Below are 17,305 nucleotides of genomic sequence, written 5' to 3'. Positions count from 1 at the left end.
AATCCCCGAAACAAAACCTCGAGCGGAAACAGACTCGCCCCTTGGGGGTGGCCATGATTGGTTACGCCTTTATGGGAAAAGTCCATTCAAATGCCTGGCGGAACGTAGCAAGCTTTTTCGACGTCCCGGCCTTTGAGCAGAAGGTCCTGGTAGGCCGCGACGCCTCCCTGGTAGCCGAGGCCGCCGCCAAGTACGGTTGGACCGAGTCCGCCACCGACTGGCGGTCCGTCATTGAGCGGGACGACATCCACATCGTCGATATCTGCGCCCCTGGCTGGATGCACGCTGAAATCGCCATCGCCGCACTGGAAGCCGGCAAGCATGTCCTCGTCGAGAAACCCCTGGCCAATACCTTGGCTGAAGCCGAAGCCATGACCGCAGCCGCAGGTATCGCTCGGGGAAAGGGGGTGCAGTCCATGATCGGGTTCAACTACCGTCGCGTTCCGGCCCTGGCGTTGGCCCGCGAACTGATCGCCGAGGGACGATTGGGTACAGTCCGTCACGTCCGCGCCGCATACCTCCAGGATTGGCTCGCCGACGCTAAATCACCCATGACCTGGCGTTTGCGGAAGGAAATGGCTGGCTCCGGGGCTTTGGGTGACATCGCCTCCCACGCAATCGACCAGGTGCTGTTCCTCACCGGTCAAACCATCACGGAGGTCACTGGCACGTTGCGGACCTTTGTCGCCGCGCGCCCCGGTCCCGACGGAATGGAGGAGGTGACGGTGGACGACGCTGTCTGGGCAACCCTTGGCCTCACAGGAAACGTCGGCGCCTCGATCGAAGCATCCCGGGTTGCCACAGGCAGGAAGAACAGCCTTCGAATCGAAGTTTTCGGCTCATCCGGATCATTGACCTTTGATCTCGAGAACCTGAACGAGCTCGGTTTCCTGGACGCGACCTCTCCCATCAGAGAGCAAGGCTTCCGACGGATCCTCGTCAACGAACCCGAACATCCCTACATGGGTGCGTGGTGGCCCCAAGGCCACATCATCGGCTGGGAACACACTTTTACCCACCAAATCCGGGACTTCCTCCTTGCCATTCGGGACGGAAACCAGCCCTCGCCATCATTCGAAGAGGGCCTCAACGTCCAGCACATCCTCGCTGCCGTGGACGAGTCCGCGGCCGCCAAAAGCTCCCTGATCCAGTTGTCCACATAGCCCAATTGACGTGCCTTAGGCGTGAGGAGCCGCCGGTACAGTGGCAATATGCCCGCTCGCCTTCCTGATGTGCCGCCGCTCGAAGAACTCCTCGATAATGCCCACGTTGTTTCACTGCCCATGCGCGTGAAGTTCCGCGGCATCATGGAGCGGGAAACACTTCTCTTGAAAGGGCCTCTGGGCTGGGGTGAATTCTGCCCCTTTCCGGAATACGACGACGACGAATCCTCGCGTTGGCTCTCTGCCGCCTTGGAAGCAGGCTGGATCGGTTTCCCTCCACCGCTTCGGGGCAGCATTCCCGTGAACGCCACCGTTCCTGCGGTCCCTGCGGAGCGTGTGCCGGAAGTTCTTGCGCGGTTCGGCCGGGTGGATGCCGTCAAGATCAAAGTTGCGGAGCGTGGTCAATCTCTGGCCGACGACCTCGCAAGGGTCACCGCCGTGCGCGACGCCCTCCCAGACGCCGCCATCCGCGTCGATGCCAACGGGGGCTGGGAGGTTGACCAGGCTGTAGAGGCACTGGGCAAACTGTCAGTCGTCGGACTTGAATACGCGGAACAACCTGTGTCGGACATTGAGGGCCTGGCTGAGGTGCGACGCCGCCTTGCCACAGCGGGAACGCCCGTCCTGATAGCCGCCGACGAAAGCGTCCGGAAAGAAGCGGACCCCCTTCGCGTTGCCAGGGCGGGGGCCGCTGACCTGATCGTCGTAAAGGTAGCGCCGCTAGGGGGAGTGGCACGCGCCCTGGACATCGTCGCCCAAGCTGGCCTCCCCGCCGTCGTCAGCTCCGCCCTCGATACCTCCATTGGGATCCGTGCTGGTTTGGCGCTCGCCGCCGCGCTGCCTTCGCTTCCATACGCCTGCGGGCTTGGCACCGTTTCGCTCTTCGCCTCGGACATCACACTGGATCCCTTGGTAGCCGACGACGGCGCCATCCGCCTTCGCGAGGCCGTCGCCGATCCTGGGCTGCTGGAGCACTATGCGGCTCCGGGGGAACGTCGGGACTGGTGGTTAGAGAGGCTCAGACGCGTACATTCGGCGCTCGCGTCCTCCCAAGAAGACCTGTTCACCGAAACTTAACCAGAGAGTCCTCTCGGATTCCGATTGCGCTGAAAGGCTCAGCGGGAACCTCGTACATTCTCTGGAAGGTCCCCTCATGTCTGATACCACTGGACGCACATTCCCACTGCTGCCCATGTTCGGCCACACCAAAGGCAAGCGCAGTGCCGTCACGTGCGCTCTCAAGTGCGACAACGCCTGTGCCGGCGATGTTTGCAACACCAGCTCCAACGGCTACTTCCGCGACATCGCCTCAACGGCCATGAGCCGCCGCGCCGCCCTGGGGCTTGGCGCCGCCGGTGCCCTCGCCGTCGTTCTTGGTAGTGCAATGAATGGTGCCGACTCTGCAGTTGCCGATGCCGGCAACGGTTTGTCAGACGCAGCCAAGAAGGGCTTCGGGAAGTCCAAGCTCCAGTTCACGGCAATCAAGCCAGTGGACGCCGCTGTTGACGCGTTCACAGTTCCAGAGGGGTTCGACTGGAAGCCGATCATCCGTTGGGGCGACCCCCTTTTCGCCGATTCGCCGGCCTTCAACCTCAATGCGCAGACTGCTGCTGCCCAGGCACGCCAATTCGGCTACAACAACGATTACACGGACATCATCCCGGTTCCCGGGTCCAAGGACCGCCGAGCCGTATTGTTCACGAACCACGAATACACCAACGAGAACATCATGCTGCCGGCCGGTTTTGACGCCGCTGAAACCCGTGCCATTGGTCGAGCTGGTCACGGCCTGACGGTGGTGGAGTTGGAGCGCAAGAACAAGAACCAGCCCTGGAGCTACGTTCAGGGTGCACCCCTGAATCGCCGCTTCCTCACGGACACCGTCTACGAGCTGACCGGTGCAGCTGCAGGCACCAACCTCGTCAAGACAATCGATGACCCGGACGGCCGCTGGATCAAGGGAACCTTGGGCAACTGCTCCGGCGGAACCACTCCGTGGGGAACCATCCTCTCGGGCGAAGAGAACTTCAACGGCTACTTTGCCGCCCCCGGTACCAGCGACGGGGACAAGCGTTACGGCATTTCTGCGAAGCCGACCACGCGTCAGTGGGAACTCGACGAGCCGCGCTTCGACACACGCAACGCCGGCTACGCCAACGAGACCAACCGCTTTGGCTGGATCGTGGAAGTGGACCCGTTCGACCCCACCTCGACTCCGAAGAAGCACTCCGCCATGGGCCGCTTCAAGCATGAGGGCGCCAACGTGATTGTCGCTCCGTCGGGCCAGGTTGTGGCTTACATGGGTGACGATGAGCGCTTCGATTACCTCTACAAGTTCGTGTCCAAGGGCAAATACCAGCCCGGCGACTCAGCTGAGGCGCGGAAGAACAACATGAGCCTGCTCTCCGAAGGTGATCTGTTCGTTGCGCGCTTCACCGGTGACTCCCCGGCGGCAGAAATTGACGGCACGGGCAAGGTTCCTGCCGACGGTGCATTTGACGGCACCGGCGAGTGGTTGCCGCTGGTAGTGGGTGGCGTCTCGGCGGTTCCCGGCATGTCTGTTGCTGAAGTGTTGGTCTACACACGCCTTGCCGCCGACAAAGTGGGCCCCACCAAGATGGACCGCTGCGAAGACGTCCAGCCCAACCTGCTCACGGGCAAGGTTTACGTGGCCTGCACCAACAACTCGGACCGCGGCAAGGCCGGCAAGGAAGGCGCCACCGAGGTCAACCCCCGAACGCTGAACCGTGACGGCCACATTGTGGAAATCACTGAGGGCCCGGATCAGACTGGCACCAAGTTCAACTGGACCCTGCTGCTGGTGGCCGGTGACCCTGCCAAGAACACATCCACGTACTTCTCAGGATTCCCGGCGGACAAGGTTTCCCCGATCTCCTGCCCGGACAACGTTGCCTTCGACTCCGTAGGCAACCTCTGGATCTCCACCGACGGTGCACCCTCCACCATTGGCTACGCAGATGGGCTGTTCAAGGTCACCCTCGAAGGCCCCGAACGCGGAAAGGTGGAGCAGTTCCTCGCAGTCCCGCGCGAAGCCGAGACCTGTGGCCCGATCGTCCACGACGAGGAGCGCAGCGTTTTCGTAGCGGTCCAGCACCCGGGCGAGGAAGGCACGTTCGCGGACCAGCACTCGTTCTTCCCGGACTACGTGGACGCTGGAGCCACCCCGGCCGCCGGTGCGGTGCGGGCGCCGCGGCCGTCGATCGTCCAGGTGTTCCGCAAGTAACGTACCTGACGAAGCGCTCCCTCACCCGGGTTGACGGGTGGGGGAGCGCTTCTGTCCCCCCGATGCTCTCTCACATCCTGCGGCTTTTGGGCGGTTGTTCTTTCACTTCCTGCGGCCTTCTGACGGATCTCCTCTCACTCCCTGCGGCTTTCTGACGGATCTTCTCTCACTTCCTGCTGCCTTTGGGCGATCGTTCTTTCACTTCCTGCGGCTTTTGGGCGATCGTTCTATCATTTCCTGCGGCTTTTGGGCGATCGTTCTATCACTTCCCACGGGCTCGGGCCGGTTCTTTTCGTGGCCCATGATGTGCGAGAGCATCCGGTGGGAGCCGGTTGGATGTGGAAGAGCATCCGGTGGGGGCCGGTTGGATGTGGAAGAGGATCCGGTGGGGGCCGGTTGGATGTGCGAGAGGATCCGGTGGAAGGCGGTGGGATGTGAGAGAAGGATTGGGGTTCCGTCGACGCCAATAGACTGGAATGGTGACTTCCCAGGACTCTCTGACATCCATCGCCGCCGCCAGAATAGCCGTTACGGCATTGCTCGACGGCGGTGTGCGGCACGTGGTGGTGGCGCCAGGTTCACGTTCTGCGCCCATGGCCTACGCCCTCGCCGAGGCAGAAGCGGCGGGCAAAGTTCTCCTGCATGTCCGGATCGATGAACGGGATGCCGGATTCACAGCCCTTGGACTCGCCCTCGCAACCGAAGCGCCCGCCGCCGTCCTGACAACCTCGGGTACCGCCGTCGGGAATCTGCTGCCGGCCGTGATGGAGGCCAACCACTCGGCCGTGCCGCTGGTGGTCGTCTCCGCGGACCGGCCGGAAGAGCTTCACGGTACCGGGGCGAACCAGACCACGGCCCAACTGGACCTGTTCGGCGATCACGTTCGCTTCGCCGTCGACGTCCCCGCGGGGGATAGCCCCCAACGGGCAGTGGCCACAGCGCTCTATGCTGCCACCGGCGCCCTCGAGGACACGCCGCCGGGCCCAGTTCAGGTAAACCTCGCTTTCCGCGACCCGTTGGTTCCAGGCCCCGGCGATGCCCTTCCCACGGCCGCTGGTCACAGCGTGTTCCATTACGACGCCGGTCCCCAGGCGCTGGATCTCCCGACGGCTTCGAACGAGCTCGCCGAGCGACGCACCGTGGTTCTCGCAGGCCATGATGCCGGTCCCGTGGCCGAGGCCTTCGCACGCGCGCACGGCCTTCCTTTGCTTGCCGAACCTTCATCCAACGCGCGTTTCGGCCCCAATGCCGTGGGCCCATACCGGGTTCTGCTGGAGCACTTCGGCCCGGACTCGGCGACACCGATCGAGCGCGTGGTCCTGTTCGGCCGGGCCACTCTTTCCCGACCGGTGGCCGCGCTGTTGGCTCGTCCCACCGTCGAATCCGCCATCTACCAACCGGTCCCCGTGGCTTGGTACGAGGCTGGCAGACGCCGCGAGACACCCATCGAAACCCTCCCTGAACTGGCCGGGTTTGCAGGTCGGGGCTCTGCCGACTGGCTGGATTCCTGGCTCCTGGCCGGGGCTGCCGCCCAGCATGCCTTGGACGGAATATTGGCCGGGGAATCGGTAGCCAACGGTCCTTCCGTCGGAGCCACTGTCTGGGAGCACTCGCGCGGCAAATTGGTCCTCGGATCCTCCAACGGCATCCGCGACGTGGACCTCGCCGGCCAGCCCCACCCCGACCCCATCGCCACCGTCTACGCCAACCGCGGTCTGGCCGGAATCGATGGCACTATCGCCACGGCCACCGGAATTGCCCTCGGCAGCGGACGCGAAACTACACTTCTCCTGGGCGACGTCACCTTCCTCCACGACGCCGGCGGACTGCTTCTCGGCCACGGCGAACCCATTCCCGATCTCCGGATCGTGGTCCTCAACGACTCCGGCGGCGCCATCTTCAGCCTCCTCGAACACGGCGCGGTGGAGGACTCGGGGGCCTACGGCACCGCCGTCGAACGCCTCTTCGGAACCCCACACTCAGTGGACATTGCGGCACTCGCGGCGGCCTACGGCGTCGGACATCAGGCGGTAAGTACGACGGCGGAACTCGCGGAGGCGCTTAAGTCGCCGCTGAAGGGACGCACCATTGTGGAGGTGCGCGTGGACCGGGCAGGCCTGCGGACACTTCATGCCCGCATCAAGGAAGCAGTCTCGGGTGCCGTGGGCAAGGTGTTGACGGCAGGCTAGCCGGGGTTCCACGCCACCCAAATTCGCCCACGCCACCCACATGTCTCCCCGCTGCTGAAACGGACAGGTGACACTTGGATATGGGTGTCACTAGCGGGCATATGTGTCAGCAGGCAGTTCGAGTGTCGTGCCGGAGTCCACACGGGTGGCGGATCCCGTGAGGGTGGCCGCATGCATCCGGAAGGGTGCGATGAGATTTCCACATACGGCCACCAAGCCCTCCTCTTTGACCCGGCGAGTCTAAAGACTTGCTCCATGCGGACCCTACCCAAACTCATTCTTGCCAAGGACTTATCCCTCATTGGCGGGGACTCCCGCAAACTGTCGATGGCAGCTAAGAGTGGGAATCTCGTGAGAGTCCGCCACGGAGTCTATGTCGATGCGAAAAGATGGGCAGCCCTGGAGAAATGGGAGCGTTATGCCCTGAGCGTTGCGGCTGCTGCTGAGACATTTACTTCCGCCACGGTGTTCTCGCACCACTCCGCGGCCACCATTCATGGCATTCCAACGATCGTCGGACGACAACCCGTTCACGCACTCAGCTCCTACGCCGGCGGGGGAAGGTCCAGAGCAGGCGTCCGACGGCACTATGTCAGCGATGGTCTCCAGGAAGCCGAGGAAGCGAACGGTTTCCTTGTGACGGGCCGGGTCAGGACGGCACTGGACATCGCAGCCTCCGTGCCATTTGCCGAGGCTGTTGTTCCCATGGATTTCCTCTTATCCCAAGGACGTCATCGCAAACCCGTAACGAGGGATGAGCTGCTGAATAATATTGATTCCCGGTATTCGAAGGCCGCCGCCAAGCGCGTGGCAGCGGTTGTTCAATTTGCTGCTACAAATTCAGGTTCGCCGGGGGAGTCCTACTGTCGGGGGCTCATGCATCTCGCCGGTTTCGCTGCTCCCGAGTTGCAGTATGAAGTTCGAACGAAAGTAGGGGTCGTCTATACGGACTATTACTGGAAGGACGCCAGGGTGGTGGGGGAATTCGATGGCCGCGAAAAGTATCTGAAACCGGAATTCCTGAAGGGCCGGACACCCTCTCAGGTTGTGATCGAGGAGAAGAGCCGCGAAGATGCGATACGTGCCACAGGGAGAAGTGTGTTCCGGTTGGTGTGGAGTGACCTGACAGTTAGCAAGCTGGAACGTGAGCTTGCGACAGCCGGGGTTCCCCGCCGCCGTCGTGCTTCTGCAGGACACGCAAATTCGTAGCGGACACAAATACGGGAGGGTGACACTAATATATATAGGTGTCACCCTCCCGTGTGCCCGGCGCAAGCGGTTCTGCGAGCCGCAAAAATCAGCGAGCCGAGAGGAGCTAGTCCTCCACGACGTCGATGTGCGTCGGGTCCAGGACGCGGCGCAGGAATTCCTTGGTTCGCGCCTGGGTCGGGGCGCTGATGACGTGTTCTGCCGGGCCTTCTTCGACTACGACGCCAGCGTCCATGAAGACCACGCGGTCAGCAACTTCGCGGGCGAAGCCCATCTCGTGGGTGACCACCAGCATGGTCATGCCTTCCTGGGCCAGCTTGCGCATCACGGCGAGGACATCGCCCACGGTCTCGGGGTCAAGGGCAGATGTTGGCTCGTCGAAGAGCATCAGCTGCGGGTCCATGGACAGCGCGCGCGCAATGGCCACGCGCTGCTGCTGGCCGCCGGAGAGCTGGTCCGGGAAACGGTCAGCCAAGTGGCCAAGGCCAACGCGCTCAAGGTTGCGGCGTGCTACCTCGCCGGCCTCGGACTTGGACCTCTTGAGGACCTTCATCTGGGAGATGGTGCAGTTGTCCAACACGCTCAGGTGGGGGAACAGGTTGAAGTGTTGGAACACCATGCCGACGCTTTGGCGCATGCGGTTGAGGTCCACGTCGGGGTCGGTTGCCTCGAACTTGCCCACGTTGATGGTGCCCGCATTCGGGTGCTCAAGCAGGTTCACGCAGCGCAGGAGGGTGGACTTTCCGGAACCGGAAGGGCCGATCAGGCAGACTACCTGGCCTGGTTCCACGTTCAGCGAGATGCCCTTGAGGACCTCATTGCTTCCGTAGGATTTGCGGAGGTCCTGGATATTCACGCCAGCGGCGCGAACGGAGGTGCTCCCATTGGAGTTGTTCATGATTGTCCTGCCTATCGATTCGCCCGCGCGGAGCGGCTTTCGAACTTCCGTGCCAGGAGGCTCAGGGGGATGGTGATGACCAGGTAGAAGGCACCGGCCACGAGCAACGGGGTCAGCCCGGCTCCGAGGCTGGAGATGCCGTCGCGGCCAAACTTGGTCAGCTCATACTGGGACGCGGTGAGGCCCAGGACGTAGATCAGCGAGGAGTCCTTGGTGAGGAGGATGACCTCGTTGGTCAGCGGCGGCAGGACGATTTTGAAAGCCTGCGGAATGACGATGGAGACCATCGCGCGCCAGTGCGGCATGCCAAGGGAGCGGGCGGCTTCCATCTGTCCCCGGGGGACAGCCTGGAGGCCTGCACGCAGGGTTTCAGCGATGTATGCCGAAGCCACCATACCGAGGGAAACCATGACCACAATGTTCACATCCCACTGCACGCCGAAGGCCAGGGGAACGCCGTAGCCGAAGGCGATGAACACCAGCAGGGCGGGGACGCCGCGGAAGAATTCGATGTATCCGGTAGCGAGCCAGCGGTACAGCGGGAAAGAGGAGAGCTTCATCAGTGCGAGCAGCAGACCACCGGAGAGGCCCACAACGAAGGCAAGCGCTGTGTAGATAAGGGTGTTCTTGAGGCCGATGAGGAAGATGTCGGGGAACATCGGGCCGATTTTGGCGAAGTTGAAGACGCTGTTTCCAACGGTCTTCCAATCCACGGCGAGGATCACTGCGGCCACGGCCACAACGAAGATCCCGGCTTGGACGTTCAGACTGACTTTGGCTCGTTGACGTGTAGTCATTGCCATGGTGTTCTCACATTCGTGTTGCGCAGCTGGGGCCCCGAACGGACTGCCTGGACAGATCGTTGCGGGGCCCGCCTGCGTGATTCTTGGGAGCCGGGGCTCGGACTACTTCTTGGTGGTCTCGCCGAACCAGGTGGTCTGGAACTTCTTCAGGGTGCCGTCATCGGTGATGCGCTTCAGGGTTTTGTTGACGGCATCAGTCATGGCCGTGTTGCCCTTCTTGATGGAGATGCCCAGCTTCTCGCCCGTTGCGTAGTCTTCAACGCGCTTGAGCTTGGAATCGTCCATGATGGCGTAACCCAGAACCGACTGGTTGCCGACGGCGGCGTCGATGGTGCCCGCCTTGAGGGCCTGGACCAGGAGGCCGGAGTCTTCGAACTGCTGGGCGTCGATTCCCTTGTCCTTGGCGTACTGGGCGCCGGTGGTGGCCTGCTGGACACCAACCTTCTTGCCCTTGGCGCCATCAAGGTTGCTGATGCCCGAGGACGTGGTAGCCACGAGGGTCAGGTCGTCATCCATGTAGGGGTTGGAGAAGTCCATGACGTTCTTGCGGACGTCTGTGATGGAGATTGAGGAGATGGAGACGTCGCAACCAGTCAGTGCGGTGCCGGTCTCGATTGCTTCGAAGGAGCTGTCCACCACGTTGAGTTCGGCCTTGAGGTCCTTGGCCAGTTCATTGGCGATGTCCATGTCGAAGCCGACGATCTTGCCGTCCTTCTGGAACTCGAAGGGCTCGTAGGGGACATCCGAGCACACGGTGAGCTTGCCGGCGTTGATGAGCTTGGGGCCGCCCGATTCACTCGAGGCTGCCGGGGTGGAGGAGCCGCCACCGCAGGCGGTCAGGGCCAGGACGCCTGCTGCGAGCACGGCGGCCATCTTGGTGCCGGACAGAACCGAACGGGAGATCTGCATGTTTTTTACCTTTTGTTGCAGTGGATGCTGAACTAAGTCGGTTTTAGTGTAGCGCCGAACCTGAGATGTGCATCACAGGAAACTAAGTTTCACTATTGGATAACTAGTTTAGCGAATATGCAAGCGCCCCCTGCGAGTCGCAGTCTGAGATCCCAGATTCAGCGCTGGATGCCCAGCGACTCAAGCATCGGCCGGAATTTAGCCCAGGTCTCGGCAAGCTCAGCCTCCGGCTGCGAACCCTCCACAATCCCGCAACCCGCGTAAAGGCGCACTGTGTTGGCGTCCTCGATGACCGCGCCGCGCAAGGCGATGCCCCACTCGCCATTCCCGGCAGCGTCCAGCCAACCCACAGGCCCGGCGTACGGGCCACGGTCCAGATGCTCCAGTTTTCGAATCAGGGCACCGGCAACCAACGTGGGTGTTCCGCAGACCGCCGCCGTTGGATGCAGGGCGTTGATCAAGGCCAAGCAGGTGGGGACGTGGCCTTCGATATCAGCAAGCTCGGCTTTGACGTCCGAGGCCAGATGCCACACGTTGGGCAGTTCAAGAATGAAGGGCTCGCTGTGGGAGTTCATCGCCTCGGAAAACGGCGCGAGCTGGCGGGTCAGCGAATCAATTGCGATCTCGTGCTCGTGGCGCTGCTTTTCAGATCCGGCCAGAACCCGCTCGGCGTACGCCATAGGGGATCCGTCAACACCTTCGGCGTCGCGGCGGTCCAACGTTCCGGCCAGCACACGGGCCTGGGCAGTCCGACCCTCCACTTGGATCAGCATTTCCGGTGTCGCACCCACCAGGCCGTCAACGCCATAAGTCCAGCATTCCCGGTACCGTGCCGCCAGCTGGCGAAGCACCTCCGCAGCGTTCACGCCCGCAGGAAGGTTGGCTACGACGTCGCGCGCCAGGACGAGTTTCTCCAGCTTGCCGGTGCGGATTTCCGCCACACCGTTGGAGACGGCCTGCATCCAATCCGTTTCGCTCAGGGAACCGCGGCTGAGGTAACCAGCCGCACCGTTGGGCGAAAAAGCTTCAGGTGACAGCCCGACGTCGGACGCTCCTGCCGCTGACCCGTCGCCGTTTGGCTCGAGCTCATTGAGCCAGCGGTCCAGGGCGGCGAGGACGCCCGCCTCGGTGAGCTCGGCGTCGTCGAACGTTAGTTGGGTGGCCCAGGCGCGGCCATCGCGCATGCCAATCACCATCTCAGGGACGATCAGCCGGGAAACGTGCGGGGACATCTTGGAAAAAGCGAACGAGCCGAACGCAACCGGGCCAGTGCCTGGAATCTCCACGTGATCGGTGATTTCGGCCTCAAGAATGAGGTGCCGCCACCAGATATCAGCCTCAAGGAAGCGCTCAGGGCCCGAGGCGTTGAACCGTGTCAGCTCGCCGTACCCCACCAGGCCGGCCTCGCGGCGTGACCAGCAGAGGACGTCGTCCCGGACCAGAAACGACGGCAGCCCCCCGGAGGATGATTCGACATCGAGGGGGACTGTCAAGGTACGGAGCGTGCTCGTCATGATGGAACAACAGTACTCCCGCGTGCCGCCAGAACCTGAGCCGAGTTCTACAGCGCAGCAAAGTCGGCTGAATGTCTGAGACAATTGCAGGGTGAACCGAGCATCCTTGGAAAAGCGTCCGGACGAAGTTGCGACGATGTTTGACGATGTCGCCCCCAAATACGACGTCGTGAATGACGTCCTCTCCATGGGGCAGACGCGTCGGTGGCGCCGCATCGTTGTTGATGCCATGGATGTGAAGGTGGGCCAGAAGGTCCTGGACCTTGCCGCTGGAACGGGCACCTCCAGCGAACCGTACGCCGATGCCGGTGTGAATGTTGTGGCCTGCGACTTCTCCCTGGGCATGCTCAAAGTAGGCAAACGCCGCCGCCCGGACATCGACTTCATCGCCGGAGATGCCACCAACCTGCCGTTCGCGGACAACAGCTTTGACGCTTCCACCATTTCCTTCGGCCTGCGGAACGTTGTCGAACCGCGCAAAGCCCTCGAGGAAATGCTGCGCGTCACCAAGCCCGGCGGCCGTCTGGTCATCGCCGAGTTCTCCCACCCCGTGGTGCCGCTGTGGCGCAACCTCTACACCGAATACCTGATGCGCGCCCTCCCGGCCATCGCCACCAAGGTCTCCTCCAACCCGGATGCGTACGTGTACCTCGCCGAATCCATCCGAGCCTGGCCGGACCAGGACCACCTGGCCCAGTGGCTCAGCGAAGCAGGCTGGACGGACATCACCTACCGCAACCTCAGCGGAGGCATCGTAGCGGTACACCGCGCACAGAAGCCGGCCGAGCACCGCGAAAGCGTTCCTGTGGCCAAGCTTCGCCGCCAGATCAAACCGCGCCGGTCCGGCAGCCAGCCCAGCTGACGTGCCACTGATTTAGGACGACGTGAAAGTACTGATTGTTGGCGCGGGGCCTGCTGGGTCCACCGCCGCGTATTACCTCGCCCAGGCCGGCATTGATGTCACAGTGCTGGAAAAGACTTCCTTTCCCCGCGAAAAAGTTTGCGGCGACGGTCTGACCCCGCGCGCGGTCCGTGAGATCCAGAAGCTCGGACTGCCTCATGCTGAATCCGAGGGCTGGCGCCGGAACAAGGGACTTCGACTTATTGCAGGCGGCCGTACCATTGAGCTGCCGTGGCCCGAGGTTTCAGACTTTCCCACGTACGGACTGATTCGGACCCGTCTGGGGTTCGACGAGTCGTTGGCACGGCATGCGGAGGCCGCGGGCGCCGTCGTGCTTGAACGCCACAGCGTCACTTCAGCCTTGCAGTCCGACGACGGTCGCGTCATCGGCGCACGGGCCTCCATCCTTGACGAGTCCGGACGCAAGACGGGCGAAACGCGCGACTTCCATGCCGACGTCGTACTCGCCGCGGACGGTAACTCCACGCGAACCGCCGTGTCGTTGGGTATGCACAAGCGTGACGACCGCCCGCTGGGTGTCGCCGTTCGCACCTACTTCACATCTCCCAGGCACGAAGACGACTGGATGGAAGGCTGGCTGGAGCTGCCTGGAAAGTCTGGAAAGCCGCTGCCCGGTTACGGTTGGGTGTTTGGCGTCGGTGATGGAACGTCCAACGTGGGCCTCGGAATACTGAACTCGTCCAAGGAATTCGGGAAGCTGGACTACAAACAGGTCCTGCGCGAATGGACCGCCGGAATGCCCGCCGACTGGGGCTTTACGCCGGAAAACCAGATGGGGGAGATCCGCGGCGCCGCGCTGCCCATGGGCTTCAACCGCACACCTCACTACTCGCCCGGGCTGCTCCTGCTTGGCGACGCCGGTGGCATGGTGTCCCCATTCAACGGCGAGGGCATCTCCTACGCCATGGAGTCTGCCCGGTTCGCGGCTGAGTTCCTGATTGACGCTGCTTCACGTTCGGCCTCCGCCGGATGGACCGCCGACGACGCCGACGCCCACCTTTCGCGGTACGCGGACTATGTGCGGGACCAGTGGGGATCGCACTTCACATTGGGGCGTATGTTTGCTTCCTTGATCGGGAAGCCGGCCGTGATGAAGCTTGCCTTGCGAACGGGTATGCCGATTCCGATGTTGATGCGCTTTGTGGTGCGCATGCTCGCCAACCTCACGGACCCGTCCGCGAAGGGCTTCGAAGACCGCGTAATCCGCGTCCTTGAGATGCTCGTTCCGGCCACGTCCAACACTTCCTCTGTCCGCCCTTTTAAGGCGGCAGACTCCGACACCGCGGTTTCCGCAACAACTAGTTAGGGTTAAGCCGTGACGAACTCTGCCGAACACAGCTGGACGCATGCCGGGCACGGCCTGCCGGACTCTGTTGAGCCTGCCCCCAACACCACCGCGATCGCAACGGGTCTCCAGCTGCCCGCCGGTTTTGCCGCCATCGCCGGCGACGCCGAACTCGGCCCAGCCATCACCACCAACCTCGCCCGCGTGGAAAAGAAGCTTCGCGAAGCCATCTCCAACTCGGACCCCCTGGCTGACGCAACGTCGCGCCACCTGGTGGAAGCCGGGGGGAAGCGCATCCGTCCGCTGCTCACACTGCTGTGCGCGCACCTTGGAGATGCTTCCCGTCCTGAAGTTGTCCAGGCTGCAGTTGTGGTTGAACTGACGCACCTCGCAACCCTGTACCACGACGACGTCATGGACTCTGCGCCGTTCCGCCGTGGCGCTCCGACAGCCCACGAAGTATGGGGCAACTCCGTGGCCATCCTCACCGGTGACCTCATCTTTGCCCGCGCCTCCATTCTGGTCTCCGAGCTCGGCTCCCGCGCTCTCGGCATCCAGGCCCGGACCTTCGAACGCCTGTGCCTCGGCCAGCTCCACGAAACGGTCGGCCCCCGCGAGGATGAAGACGCTGTTGAGCACTACTTGTCCGTCATTGCCGACAAGACAGGATCCTTGGTTGCAGCCTCCGGCCAGCTGGGCGCGATCTTCGCCGGTGCCGATCCCGCGTTCGAGGATCTCCTGGTTGAGTACGGCGAGAAGGTTGGCGTGGCCTTCCAGCTGGCCGACGACGTCATTGATGTCACCGGTGTGAAGGTCAAGTCCGGAAAGTCCCCGGGCACTGACCTCCGCGAAGGTGTTCCCACGCTGCCCGTGCTGCTGCTGCGCCGCGATGCTGCTGCAGGTGATTCGTCAGCTGCCGCGCTCTTGAAGCTTGTGGACGGTGACTTGACGTCTGATTCCGCCCTTGCCGATGCTGTGGCTGGTTTGCGCGAACACCCGGTGACTACTGAATCCTGGAAGATCGCCCGCCAGTGGTCCGCCGAGGCCGTTGCTGCCCTGGCCCCGTTGCCGGAGGGCGTTGTGAAGGCGTCGCTGACGAACTTCGCGCATGCCGTGGTGGACCGGAGCAGCTAGCTTCCCTTTTTTGACGGGCGTCCGGACCTTCGTGGGCCGGGCGCCTGCTTTTTGTTCCCCACATTTTTGGGCCCGGGCCTTGGTGTACCCCCGCCACCCACTTTGAGGCTGCGGGCGTGGTGACACGCCGGTGGATGCGGTGTGTTGTGCCATCGGTGGAACCAAAGTGGGTGGTGGCCGTACACGCCCAAACTTTTAGTCCCCTGGGAAAAACGGAATGGCCCCGGCTCGCTGCAACGTTACGAGTCATACGCTGCACCGAACCGGGACCACAATCTCCGTTCGCATCAGACCCACCGGAGGCATTTAGTGGATCCGTAAATAGCTTATGACAATCCTGTCACATATGCAACTCTTCGCGTCAATGGTTTTCGCGGTCCCGCAGAACGGTTTACAACCAAGCGCCGGTCCTCCATCACCAACTTCGGATTTTTGGAAGGGAGGACTCGCCGAATTTGGGGTGTGCCACAACCTCAGGGCCCCCAAACCAGGTGGGGGAGGTACGCGGCAGTTATCCACATAGGGGACTTCGCGCCCATCGCAGAGGCCACGAAGAACTCAGCATGACTGTATGGACATCGACAATTTCCTCCGAAGCCGGCGTGGAGTAGCAACCACGTCCACCCTGATGACTGCGGGTTTTAGTCGCCGCATGCTCACAAAGGCAGTGAGGGACGGAGTAGTCAATCGCCTTCATCGCGGCGTCTACATGTCCAGGGCATCAGACCCCGACGTCGTTGCCGCCTTCCGCGCCGACGGCTTAATTACCTGCATCTCGGCAGCGCGCTTCTATGGTCTCTGGACACTAGGGGGCGCAGGCGCTCTCCATCTCAGCTGCAGCACGGGACAAGCGAGGCGGGGTGTAGTCCACCACGGAGCCTGCCTGCACCCAGTCCACTCGTATCTGCCTATAGCGGGCGTGGCCGATGTCCTGATCCACGCCCTCCGATGTTTGCCTTAACCGAAGCGCTGGTCATGGTGCAGAGCGCGGTCAGCTTGGCGCTCCTTTCCAAGGATTTCCTGGAATCAAAGCTTCCTGGCAACAGGAACGGCAAGGTTCGGGAAACCCTGGACTTGGTTCTGCCTCGGGCCGACTCACTCCTGGAAGTACTCGCGCACACCCACTTCACCCGGGCAGGTCTTAGGGTCCAGATGCACGTGGACATCCCGGGCGTAGGGGAGGTGGACTGCTTGGTAAACGAATGCCTGATCGTTGAACTCGACGGCGGCACGCACCTTGAGGGAAAACAGGTCAAGAAGGATCAGTATAGGAACAACGCAGGCATGCGCAGAGGGCTGTTGAGCCTCCATTACTACTACGTGGACGTCGTTCATCACCCGGAGAGGATGGTCGCCGAAGTCATGGCAGTCCTGTTCAACAGGGAAGTTGGCCGCTTCGCCCCGGCGAGGTTCGCGCCTGCGTGGGCTCCGCCGTCGTGAGTTTGTCCCGCAACCACCTACTTTGCCCCCCAATTTTCCGGCGACACACCCCGGAAGCGGCGTGTCAGGGCAGTTCCAAATTCAAAGTGGGTGGTGGCCGCACAGGCCGCCACAACAAAACAGCCCCCACGCCACCCAAAAAGGGAGCGCAGGGGCTGCCAGTCAAAACTTAGTCTTCGTCGTTGAACGCCCACTCGAACATGTCGAACACGAACTCGGAGAATGTGCCTTCTTCGCTCTTCCACTGGCCTCGGGCGTTGTTGCGGCGCCAGACGATGGGGTCGGGGATGCTGACATCGGCAATGCGGAAGCCCCAGGTGAATTGTTCCTCTTCGTCTTCGAGGAACATGAGGAAGCCTTCGTCGTCCACCTCGAGTTCTTCGGGATCCCAGAAGTAGTGGTACGCCTCCATGAGGTCTTCGCAGCCACCGAGGGCGAGGTAGAACTCGCGCAGAACCAGCGGGATGGTGAAGGAGTGGTCGGTGAGGGCCTCGTCCAGTTCCTCGGAGGTGAGCCCGTCTTCTTCCTGCCATTCATCCTCGAGATACTTTGGGACCAGCGCGCGGAACTTCTCGAGGAACATGTCAGTCATGCT

The 17,305-nt window shown here is 62.4% G+C and carries 15 protein-coding genes; 10 read left to right on the top strand and 5 right to left on the bottom strand.

Going from position 1 to position 17,305, the window contains the following annotated elements; all coding sequences use genetic code 11:
- Nucleotides 1–53 precede the first annotated feature (53 nt).
- The 5 genes from AB4Y87_RS11935 to AB4Y87_RS11915 all read left to right on the top strand — a co-directional run bounded on the left by AB4Y87_RS11935 (nt 54) and on the right by AB4Y87_RS11915 (nt 7,805).
- Complete coding sequence (locus AB4Y87_RS11935; protein WP_442004651.1) at nt 54–1,163, top strand: Gfo/Idh/MocA family protein; 1,110 nt, start codon at nt 54–56, stop codon at nt 1,161–1,163.
- 48 nt (nt 1,164–1,211) lie between these two features.
- Complete coding sequence (locus AB4Y87_RS11930) at nt 1,212–2,240, top strand: o-succinylbenzoate synthase (RefSeq protein WP_442004551.1); 1,029 nt, start codon at nt 1,212–1,214, stop codon at nt 2,238–2,240.
- A gap of 76 nt (nt 2,241–2,316) precedes the next feature.
- Nucleotides 2,317–4,407, top strand: a complete 2,091-nt coding sequence (locus AB4Y87_RS11925) for a PhoX family protein (protein ID WP_442004550.1) — start codon at nt 2,317–2,319, stop codon at nt 4,405–4,407.
- 479 nt (nt 4,408–4,886) lie between these two features.
- The gene (menD, locus tag AB4Y87_RS11920) at nt 4,887–6,596 is read left to right on the top strand and encodes a 2-succinyl-5-enolpyruvyl-6-hydroxy-3-cyclohexene-1-carboxylic-acid synthase (RefSeq protein ID WP_442004549.1); all 1,710 of its coding nucleotides are present in this window, start codon (nt 4,887–4,889) and stop codon (nt 6,594–6,596) included.
- 255 nt (nt 6,597–6,851) lie between these two features.
- Nucleotides 6,852–7,805 (top strand): hypothetical protein, encoded by a 954-nt coding sequence (locus AB4Y87_RS11915; RefSeq protein ID WP_442004548.1) that lies wholly within the window; start codon nt 6,852–6,854, stop codon nt 7,803–7,805.
- A gap of 106 nt (nt 7,806–7,911) precedes the next feature.
- Here the strand turns inward: AB4Y87_RS11915 and AB4Y87_RS11910 are convergent, their stop codons facing one another.
- From AB4Y87_RS11910 to AB4Y87_RS11895, 4 genes are all read right to left on the bottom strand, one after another.
- Complete coding sequence (locus tag AB4Y87_RS11910) at nt 7,912–8,703, bottom strand: amino acid ABC transporter ATP-binding protein (protein WP_442004547.1); 792 nt, start codon at nt 8,701–8,703, stop codon at nt 7,912–7,914.
- An 11-nt stretch (nt 8,704–8,714) separates the two neighbouring features.
- A complete protein-coding gene (locus tag AB4Y87_RS11905) occupies nt 8,715–9,506 on the bottom strand; it encodes an amino acid ABC transporter permease (RefSeq protein ID WP_442004546.1) in 792 nt (263 codons plus the stop codon).
- 102 nt (nt 9,507–9,608) lie between these two features.
- Nucleotides 9,609–10,415 (bottom strand): ABC transporter substrate-binding protein, encoded by an 807-nt coding sequence (locus AB4Y87_RS11900; protein WP_442004545.1) that lies wholly within the window; start codon nt 10,413–10,415, stop codon nt 9,609–9,611.
- A 158-nt stretch (nt 10,416–10,573) separates the two neighbouring features.
- On the bottom strand, nt 10,574–11,929 hold the full coding sequence (locus AB4Y87_RS11895; RefSeq protein ID WP_442004544.1) for an isochorismate synthase: 1,356 nt from the start codon (nt 11,927–11,929) through the stop codon (nt 10,574–10,576).
- Between the two features lie 91 nt (nt 11,930–12,020).
- On the opposite strand from AB4Y87_RS11895, the gene AB4Y87_RS11890 reads away from it, so the two are divergent.
- From AB4Y87_RS11890 to AB4Y87_RS11870, 5 genes are all read left to right on the top strand, one after another.
- A complete protein-coding gene (locus tag AB4Y87_RS11890; protein ID WP_431116086.1) occupies nt 12,021–12,791 on the top strand; it encodes a demethylmenaquinone methyltransferase in 771 nt (256 codons plus the stop codon).
- Nucleotides 12,792–12,813: 22 nt separating this feature from the next.
- Nucleotides 12,814–14,157: a geranylgeranyl reductase family protein gene (locus tag AB4Y87_RS11885; RefSeq protein WP_442004543.1), complete on the top strand. Its 1,344-nt coding sequence runs from the start codon at nt 12,814–12,816 to the stop codon at nt 14,155–14,157.
- 9 nt (nt 14,158–14,166) lie between these two features.
- The gene (locus tag AB4Y87_RS11880; protein WP_442004542.1) at nt 14,167–15,270 is read left to right on the top strand and encodes a polyprenyl synthetase family protein; all 1,104 of its coding nucleotides are present in this window, start codon (nt 14,167–14,169) and stop codon (nt 15,268–15,270) included.
- 571 nt (nt 15,271–15,841) lie between these two features.
- A complete protein-coding gene (locus AB4Y87_RS11875) occupies nt 15,842–16,231 on the top strand; it encodes a type IV toxin-antitoxin system AbiEi family antitoxin domain-containing protein (protein WP_442004541.1) in 390 nt (129 codons plus the stop codon).
- Nucleotides 16,219–16,710 (top strand): endonuclease domain-containing protein, encoded by a 492-nt coding sequence (locus AB4Y87_RS11870; protein WP_442004540.1) that lies wholly within the window; start codon nt 16,219–16,221, stop codon nt 16,708–16,710. Before AB4Y87_RS11875 ends, AB4Y87_RS11870 begins: the two co-directional genes overlap by 13 nt.
- Before the next feature lie 169 nt (nt 16,711–16,879).
- Here the strand turns inward: AB4Y87_RS11870 and AB4Y87_RS11865 are convergent, their stop codons facing one another.
- A complete protein-coding gene (locus AB4Y87_RS11865) occupies nt 16,880–17,302 on the bottom strand; it encodes a hypothetical protein (protein WP_431116082.1) in 423 nt (140 codons plus the stop codon).
- Nucleotides 17,303–17,305: the final 3 nt, after the last annotated feature.

The sequence above is a fragment of the Paenarthrobacter sp. RAF54_2 genome, assembly GCF_052113945.1.
In the GTDB taxonomy this organism is placed as follows: domain Bacteria; phylum Actinomycetota; class Actinomycetes; order Actinomycetales; family Micrococcaceae; genus Arthrobacter.
Note: the sequence above shows the minus strand (reverse complement) of the source record. Positions and strands in the feature narration are given on the sequence as shown.

Bases quoted from the DNA above. Each gene is read 5' to 3' on its own strand.
- AB4Y87_RS11935 (WP_442004651.1), top strand. From the start codon at position 54: ATGATTGGTTACGCCTTTATGGGAAAAGTCCATTCAAATGCCTGGCGG.
- AB4Y87_RS11930 (WP_442004551.1), top strand. From the start codon at position 1,212: ATGCCCGCTCGCCTTCCTGATGTGCCGCCGCTCGAAGAACTCCTCGAT.
- AB4Y87_RS11925 (WP_442004550.1), top strand. From the start codon at position 2,317: ATGTCTGATACCACTGGACGCACATTCCCACTGCTGCCCATGTTCGGC.
- AB4Y87_RS11915 (WP_442004548.1), top strand. From the start codon at position 6,852: ATGCGGACCCTACCCAAACTCATTCTTGCCAAGGACTTATCCCTCATT.
- AB4Y87_RS11910 (WP_442004547.1), bottom strand. From the start codon at position 8,703: ATGAACAACTCCAATGGGAGCACCTCCGTTCGCGCCGCTGGCGTGAAT.
- AB4Y87_RS11905 (WP_442004546.1), bottom strand. From the start codon at position 9,506: ATGGCAATGACTACACGTCAACGAGCCAAAGTCAGTCTGAACGTCCAA.
- AB4Y87_RS11900 (WP_442004545.1), bottom strand. From the start codon at position 10,415: ATGCAGATCTCCCGTTCGGTTCTGTCCGGCACCAAGATGGCCGCCGTG.
- AB4Y87_RS11895 (WP_442004544.1), bottom strand. From the start codon at position 11,929: ATGACGAGCACGCTCCGTACCTTGACAGTCCCCCTCGATGTCGAATCA.
- AB4Y87_RS11875 (WP_442004541.1), top strand. From the start codon at position 15,842: ATGGACATCGACAATTTCCTCCGAAGCCGGCGTGGAGTAGCAACCACG.
- AB4Y87_RS11870 (WP_442004540.1), top strand. From the start codon at position 16,219: ATGTTTGCCTTAACCGAAGCGCTGGTCATGGTGCAGAGCGCGGTCAGC.
- AB4Y87_RS11865 (WP_431116082.1), bottom strand. From the start codon at position 17,302: ATGACTGACATGTTCCTCGAGAAGTTCCGCGCGCTGGTCCCAAAGTAT.